This is a genomic window from Brevundimonas sp. GN22 (assembly GCF_054824005.1).
The window spans coordinates 25,740-33,222 of the sequence record NZ_JSYD01000022.1 but is presented as its reverse complement, the minus strand read 5'-3'; the positions used below and the strand labels follow the sequence as shown (position 1 = coordinate 33,222).

Genomic DNA, 7,483 nt, shown 5'->3' with positions numbered 1-7,483 from the left:
CTTCATCAGACGACGCGCGGCATTGTTCTCGTCGGACGACGCGGCAGAGTCATGATCCTCAAGCTGGGCCCCAGTGGAGGACCAGATGGCATGGAAAATGTGGTAAAGGGCTACTCGTGGCGTCATGTCGGCCGGAAGTTGACGCTCGCCTGCAGCAAGCGCCTCAAGGGCAACACGGACGTAGTGATCACCGGTAGACTGGTCACCGGTCAAAGCACGCGCAAAACGCCGAACATACGGAAGGTGTGGCGCTAATCTTGCCAGAAGGCTCATTCTGGAAATCCCCGATGTCGTTGACGGACAATTCAGCCATACGACGGAAAGGTTAAACGAAGAACCTTAGCCGCAGTTCCAACCTTTACCGTACGTTTTACATATTTCAGCTAGGGTGCCGGAACAGTAAAGCCTGTAGACGCGTTAAGCACACATACGTGTCCGGCCGAGCAGGGTCGGAGCGGGGGACGGTCCGAGAGTTTATGTCTGAAAAATCTCAACTTCTTAGCCAGGCAGGCGAGCCTGACGACCTCGATCTCGATGAAGCGAGACTGAGGCAACAAGCCATCGGCGTTAAGCTGCGTCACATCTTTGACGAGGTTGTCAACGAACCGGTGCCGGATGAGTTTCTTGCCATCCTGCGACGAGCGGACCAACGCGACAATACAGGTGGGGCATGACATCAACCGGCGCGGCTCCCAAGCCGCCCTCCGCGGATGACGACGGCTTCAAGAAAGAACTTGTCGCCCTCATCCCCCACATTCGCGCCTTTGCCCGTACGCTGACGGGCGATCCTACCGCCGCCGATGATCTCGCCCAGGAGGCGATGATGAAGGCGTGGGATGCGCGTGCGTCCTATCAGATGGGCACGAACATGAAGGCTTGGACCTTCATGATCCTGCGCAACCAATTCTATTCGGAAAAGCGTCGCTCGTGGCGTTCGACCCAACTGGATCAGGAAGCTGCGGAACGCACACTGATCGCGGTGGACGATCCGGAGGCACCAGTGGCTCTGGACGAGCTGCGTATGGCGCTGCAAACCCTTCCCGAAGAACAGCGCGAAGCGCTTATTCTCGTGGGGGCCGGTGGCTTTGCCTATGAAGAGGCGGCAGCGATCTGTGATTGCGCGGTCGGTACGGTCAAGAGCCGTGTCTCGCGCGCCAGAAAGGCACTGCTGGCAGCACTGGAGCGTGGCGGTTATGCCCGTGACGGCAAGGCCGCAGGCGATGCCATGCGCTCCATTTTGGCCGACGCAGATCGGCTAAGCGGCGCCTCGCGAGAATAGGGTGGTGCCGCAGGTCCTGCGGAGATGGCTGGGGGGCACCAGCGACACACGCCGCCGCAAGCGCATCGAGGGTATCCGCGCGCGGCTGGGGCTAGCCATGGCCGTGGCCCTGCTGCCGTTCATATTGCTCGGCCTGATACAGGTCCGGGGTGAATATCTCCAGCAAATAGAGGCGCTGCAGACGGATCTGCAGATCTCTGCCGAAAACAGCGTGCGTGACGCTGAGTCGACCTTTGACCGCGTCAGTGTGCTGTTGGGACTGATTGCGCCCGAGGGTAAGAGCTTCGACTGCAACGGACGTTTCAGCGGCATTGTCCGTGCCATCGACGACGTCAAAGACCTCTATAGATTTGATACCGCAGGACGGACCGTCTGCGCGTCCAACACCCAGAGTGCCGAGCCGTTCGCTCAAGTCACCGAGCGCTGGTGGTTCCGGTCGCTGGCGCGCGGCGAAAGCCACCGGGTGGTGGCACTGGATGGAGAAGGCGAAAATAGCCGACTGATCCTTGCGCAGCGCGCGACGCGCCCGCTTGGCGGCTTTGACGGGGTGCTGGTCGCTACTATTCCCACCTCGGTCCTGACACCGGCGACGAATGACCCTGCCCTGCCCCCAGGGGCCAGCATGGCCCTGTTTGACGCCGATGGCCGCTTATTGACGTCCAGTCAGGGGGCCGCGTTTGCCCCTGCTGTCCCCGATCTGAAGGCGTGGCTGCAATCCCAGTCCAGCGGCAGGAGCGAAATCCTGCGCGCCAAGGGCGTAGATGGAGCCAACCGCCTTTATGCCGCCTCGCGTCTGGAAGGCCAGAACGTCTATGCCGTGATATCGGCCCCTTCGGCCTCTCCGTGGTTCTGGGCGCGTAACAATCCTATCCGGTTCCTGATGCTGCCGCTGGCGGCATGGTTGACCGCTTTTGCGGCCGTCATGCTGGCCTCGGAACGGATCATTATCCGCTGGTTGGACTATATGGACCGGATCGCCGCCATCTATGCGCGCGGCCGCTATACGATCCGCCCTGTTCAGGCCGAGAACGCTCCGTCGGAGATACGCCACCTCGCCAAGACTATGGACGAGCTGGCCGACAACATCACCCGACGAGATGCCGCCCTAACCGAAGCCCTGCAGGAAAAAGACGCCCTGCTGCGCGAAATCCACCACCGCGTGAAGAACAACCTGCAGATCATCTCGTCGCTGCTCTCCATGCAGCAGCGGGCTGTCGACGACCCTGCGGCCCGCTCGGCGCTGGGTGACACGCGCCAGCGGATATCGGCCTTGGCGCTGATTTATCGGACACTTTATCAGGGCGAGGATATTCGACACGCCGAGGCGGAAGTCTTCCTCACAGAGTTGGTCGGCCATCTCGTGGCGTCCGAATCCCTGCGTGGCCCTCTGGTGAAGAGCTCTATCGAGGCCGATCCGCTCAACATCGATCCTGAAAAGCTGGCTCCTATGGCGCTATGGCTGGTTGAAGCCATTTCCAACGCCCAGAAGCATGCTTTTGCCGGACGAGGTGGAGAGCTGAAGGTCCGTTTCCGCGTGAACGGCGATACCAGTACGCTGGAGGTCGAGGACGATGGTCCGGGTATGGGCGAAGCGAACAATGGGGTGGGTTTGACCCTCATGACGGCTTTTGCCAAGCAACTGCGCGGCACGGTGAGTACAACGGTGGCCCCGAGCGGGGGGACGCTTGCCACTCTGGTCTTCCAGACGCCGAAGCTGGAAGAGCATACCGCAGCGTCCACCTTCTGACTCGTGAGCCGTCCCGCGCCGGACAGCGGAACCAGATTGGGGGCGCGACGTTTCTTTCCCAGGCCGAATTGCCGATGAATCATTGGGAGATACGTGATGCGTAAACTCGTTGTACTGGCAGTCGTTGCTGCCGCTCTTACCACCTCGGCATGCAACACCATTCAAGGTCTGGGCCGCGATACCCAAGCCGCCGGTAACGCTGTTGAAGGTGCTGCTCGCGACGCCAAGAACTAAGGTCGCGACCAGGCTACAGCTTTTGTAAGCGTAAGCATTGTCAGGGGCTCTTTCCGTTGGAAGGAGCCCCTTTTCGCGGCCGGAATCCAGCCCCGGTGCGTGTGTGACCTGTAAAAAGCCACGGACTTCGGTCATAAGGCGCGCATGAAGTTCCTCGATCAGGCAAAAATCTATATCCGCTCCGGTAACGGCGGCGCGGGATCCGTGTCGTTCCGGCGCGAGAAATTTATCCCGAACGGCGGTCCCGATGGCGGTGACGGCGGCAAGGGCGGCGACATCTGGATTGAAGCCAAGGATGGCCTCAACACCCTGATCGATTATCGCTACCAACAGCATTTCAAAGCCCCGACCGGTCACCATGGTCAGGGCCGCCAGATGCACGGCGGCAAGGGCGAGGACATCGTTCTTATGGTTCCCGTCGGCACGCAGGTGCTGTCGGAAGACAAGGAAACCGTCCTCGTCGACATGGACAAGGCGGGCAAGCGCGTGCGCCTGTTGGCCGGTGGCAATGGCGGCTGGGGTAACACCCGCTTCAAGGGTCCGGTCAACCAGGCCCCGACCCACGCCAATCCGGGCCAAGAAGGCCAGGAGATGTGGATCTGGCTGCGCCTGAAGCTGATCGCCGACATTGGTCTGGCGGGTCTGCCGAATGCGGGCAAGTCAACGTTCCTGTCGGCCGTGTCTTCGGCCAAGCCCAAGGTGGCGGATTATCCGTTCACCACTCTGGTGCCAAACCTTGGTGTGGTTGACCTGTCGCCGACCGAGCGTTTCGTGATTGCCGACATCCCCGGTCTGATCGAAGGGGCCAGCGAGGGTGCGGGCCTTGGCACGCGCTTCCTTGGCCACGTCGAACGCTCGGCCAGCCTGATCCACCTGATCGACGGCACGCAGGAAGATGTTGTGGGTGCCTACAACATCATCCGTGGCGAGCTGGAAGCCTACGGCGACGGTCTGGCGGACAAGGCGGAAATCCTTGCCCTGAACAAGATCGACTCCCTCACCGAGGAAGAGCGCATCGAAAAGGCCGATGCGCTCGAAGCCGTGGCCGGACGTCGTCCGCTGCAGGTCTCGGGCGTGTCGGGCGAAGGCGTGACAGAACTTCTTCGCGCTGCCTATGCGGAGGTGCGCAAGCTGCGCGGCGACCTCAATGTGGTCGTCGAAGAGGAAGACGACACGGTCTATGAGACCCCGGGTGGCTGGTCGCCGCTTTAGTCGGTCCCTGCCCCTGATGGTTTTCAAACCCCGTTCCGTCGAAAGACTGGACGGGGTTTTGTTTGCCGGATGACGACGGCCCTGAGGCACCCTATTGTAGTGGCATGACCGAAGCGACCACCGACACCGCCGCCGCACCAGAAACCTCTGCCACGGACAAACCCGTGCGGCTTTGGATGATCGATGCCTCGGCCTATATCTTCCGGGCCTATCACGCCCTGCCGCCGCTGACACGCAAGTCCGACGGCCTGCCGGTCGGTGCGGTTCAGGGCTACTGCAACATGCTGTGGAAGCTGTTGAAGGACACTAAGGGCGAGGATGGCCCGACCCACCTGGTCGCCATTTTCGACCACTCGGAAAAGACGTTCCGCAACGATCTTTATGATGGCTACAAGGCCCACCGCCCGCCTGCACCCGAGGACCTTGTGCCGCAGTTCCCGCTGGTGCGCGAAGCCACCAAGGCTTTCGGCGTACCCTGTGTCGAACTGGCCGGCTATGAGGCCGACGACCTGATCGCCACCTATGCCTGCAAGGTGCGCGATGCGGGCGGCGAAGCGATCATCGTGTCGTCCGACAAGGACCTGATGCAGCTGATCGGCGACGGCGTCGTTATGTGGGACCCGATGAAGGACCGCGTGCTGGCCGAAGAAGCCGTCATGGAGAAGTTCGGCGTTGCCCCGAACCGCGTGGTCGATGTTCAGGCCCTGATAGGCGACAGCGTCGATAACGTACCGGGTGCCCCCGGTATCGGTCCCAAGACCGCTGCCCAGTTGATCGGCGAGTACGGCGATCTCGACACCCTGCTGGAGCGGGCCGGAGAGATCAAACAGCCCAAACGCCGTGAGACCCTGATCAATTTTGCGGACCAGATCCGCATGTCGCGCGAACTGGTCAAGCTGACGTGCGATGCGCCTGCCCCCGAACCGGTCGAGGACTTCGTCCTGCGCGATCCCGATCCCGCTGTACTGGCCGACTTCCTCGAGACGATGGAGTTCCGCTCGCTGCTGCGCCGTGTCGGCGATGGCAAGACAACGGACAACGGCACGTCGGCCTTTGCACCAAAGCGCGCTGTGCCGATTTCGGCTCCCGTGGCTACCCCGCGCTATGGCGACACCACTGTAGCCGCCGATGCCCAGACTTTCGACCGCAGCGCCTATGAGTGCGTGACGACCATCGAGGCGCTTCAAGCCTGGATTTCGCGGGCGCAGTCGTCGGGCGTGGTGGGGTTTGACACCGAAACCGACTGCCTTTCCTCGACCCACGGCGAACTGGTCGGCCTGTCGCTGGCCATCGGTCCCAATCAGGCCTGCTATATTCCGCTGGCCCACGCGAACGAGCCCTCGGCGACGGGCGGCGGCCTGTTCGGTGACGAGCCGTCCGAGGCTGCGCCGGTCGTTCAAATCGACCGCGCCGAAGCTCTGGAAGCGCTCAAGCCGCTGCTGGAAAACCCTGCCGTTCTGAAGGTCATGCAGAACGGCAAATACGACATCACCGTCATGGCGAACTACGGGATCACCGTGGGTCCGATAGATGACACCCTGTTGCTGTCCTATGTGCTGGGTGGAGGGTTGCACGCGCATGGCATGGACGAACAGGCCCGCCGCCTGCTGGGCCATGAATGCATCCCGTTCAAACAGGTTTGCGGCACCGGCAAGAGCCAGAAGTCGTTCAAACATGTCGAGCTGAAGGCTGCGACTGAATACGCGGCTGAAGATGCCGATGTAACGCTTCGTCTGTGGCAAATCCTCAAACCGCAGCTGGCTGAACAGGGCCTGCTGACCGTCTATGAGACGCTAGAGCGCCCGATGCCTGCGGTTCTGTCGGATATGGAACTGGCGGGGGTCCGCATCGACCCCGCCCTGCTGCGCCGTTTGTCCAGCAGCTTTGGTCTGCGTATGGATGAACTGGAGAAGAAGGCGCACGAGATCGCGGGTCGCCCCTTCAATATCGGCAGCCCCAAACAGATCGGCGAGATCCTGTTTGGCGACATGAACCTGCCGGGTGGCAAGAAGACTGCGTCGGGCCAGTGGGGCACCGATGCGTCGGTTCTGGAAGAGCTGGCGCTGACACACGATCTGCCGCGCGCCATCCTTGATTGGCGCCAACTTGCCAAGTTGAAGAGCACCTATACCGACGCCCTACTGGAAGCGATGGACCCGAAGACAGAGCGCGTGCACACCAGCTATCAGCTGGCTGCCGCCTCGACGGGCCGCCTGTCGTCGTCCGATCCGAACCTTCAGAACATCCCGATCCGCACCGAGACGGGCCGCGAAATCCGTCAGGCCTTTATCGCGCGTGACGGCCATGTGCTGATCAGTGCGGACTACAGCCAGATCGAACTTCGCCTTCTGGCCCACATCGGCGACATCCCCGAGCTGAAGAAAGCCTTCAAGGCCGGCCTCGACATTCACACCGCGACCGCTTCGGAAATGTTCGGCGTGCCGATCGAGGGCATGCCGTCCGAGACGCGCCGCCGCGCCAAGGCGATCAACTTCGGTATCGTCTATGGCATCTCGGCCTTCGGTCTGGCCAACCAGCTGGGCATCGATCAGGGCGAGGCCGGTGCCTATATCAAGACCTATTTCGAGCGCTTCCCCGGCATCCGCGACTACATGGATCGCATCAAGGAGACGGTGAAGCGCGACGGCTATGTCTCGACCATTTTCGGTCGCCGCATCCACATTCCGGCGATCCACTCCAAGTCGGGTGCCGAGCGCCAGTTCGGCGAGCGGGCGGCCATTAACGCCCCCATTCAGGGCGCTGCTGCCGACATCATTCGCCGCGCCATGATCCGCATGCCGCAAGCCCTCAAGGATGCTGGCCTGCAAACCCGCATGCTGCTGCAGGTGCACGATGAACTGGTGTTCGAAGCGCCCGAGGCCGAGGCCGAACGGGCGCTGAAGATCATCAAGTCGGTGATGGAGAAGGCGGCTGAACCGGTCGTTGCCCTCAGTGTCCCGCTGGAGGTCGAAGCCAAGGCTGCGGCCAACTGGGATCAGGCGCACTGATCT

6 protein-coding genes and 1 pseudogene are annotated in these 7,483 nt (G+C 61.8%); 6 read left to right on the top strand and 1 reads right to left on the bottom strand.

What is annotated here, in order from left to right; translation table 11 throughout:
- Positions 1 to 273 (bottom strand): annotated as a pseudogene (gene phyR / locus OB03_RS03930) (anti-anti sigma factor/receiver protein PhyR); the annotation flags it as partial.
- A 203-nt stretch (positions 274 to 476) separates the two neighbouring features.
- On the opposite strand from phyR, the gene nepR reads away from it, so the two are divergent.
- From nepR to polA, 6 genes are all read left to right on the top strand, one after another.
- The gene (nepR, locus tag OB03_RS03925; protein ID WP_242912404.1) at positions 477 to 674 is read left to right on the top strand and encodes an anti-sigma T factor NepR; all 198 of its coding nucleotides are present in this window, start codon (positions 477 to 479) and stop codon (positions 672 to 674) included.
- The gene (locus OB03_RS03920) at positions 671 to 1,279 is read left to right on the top strand and encodes a sigma-70 family RNA polymerase sigma factor (RefSeq protein ID WP_242912405.1); all 609 of its coding nucleotides are present in this window, start codon (positions 671 to 673) and stop codon (positions 1,277 to 1,279) included. The genes nepR and OB03_RS03920 overlap by 4 nt, the downstream gene beginning before the upstream one ends.
- A gap of 4 nt (positions 1,280 to 1,283) precedes the next feature.
- On the top strand, positions 1,284 to 3,026 hold the full coding sequence (gene phyK / locus OB03_RS03915; RefSeq protein ID WP_461343292.1) for a sensor histidine kinase PhyK: 1,743 nt from the start codon (positions 1,284 to 1,286) through the stop codon (positions 3,024 to 3,026).
- Positions 3,027 to 3,122: 96 nt separating this feature from the next.
- Positions 3,123 to 3,260 (top strand): entericidin A/B family lipoprotein, encoded by a 138-nt coding sequence (locus OB03_RS03910; RefSeq protein WP_242912407.1) that lies wholly within the window; start codon positions 3,123 to 3,125, stop codon positions 3,258 to 3,260.
- Positions 3,261 to 3,404: 144 nt separating this feature from the next.
- Positions 3,405 to 4,472: a GTPase ObgE gene (gene obgE, locus OB03_RS03905; RefSeq protein WP_461343291.1), complete on the top strand. Its 1,068-nt coding sequence runs from the start codon at positions 3,405 to 3,407 to the stop codon at positions 4,470 to 4,472.
- Positions 4,473 to 4,576: 104 nt separating this feature from the next.
- Complete coding sequence (polA, locus tag OB03_RS03900; RefSeq protein WP_461343290.1) at positions 4,577 to 7,480, top strand: DNA polymerase I; 2,904 nt, start codon at positions 4,577 to 4,579, stop codon at positions 7,478 to 7,480.
- The last annotated feature ends 3 nt before the right edge of the window (positions 7,481 to 7,483 follow it).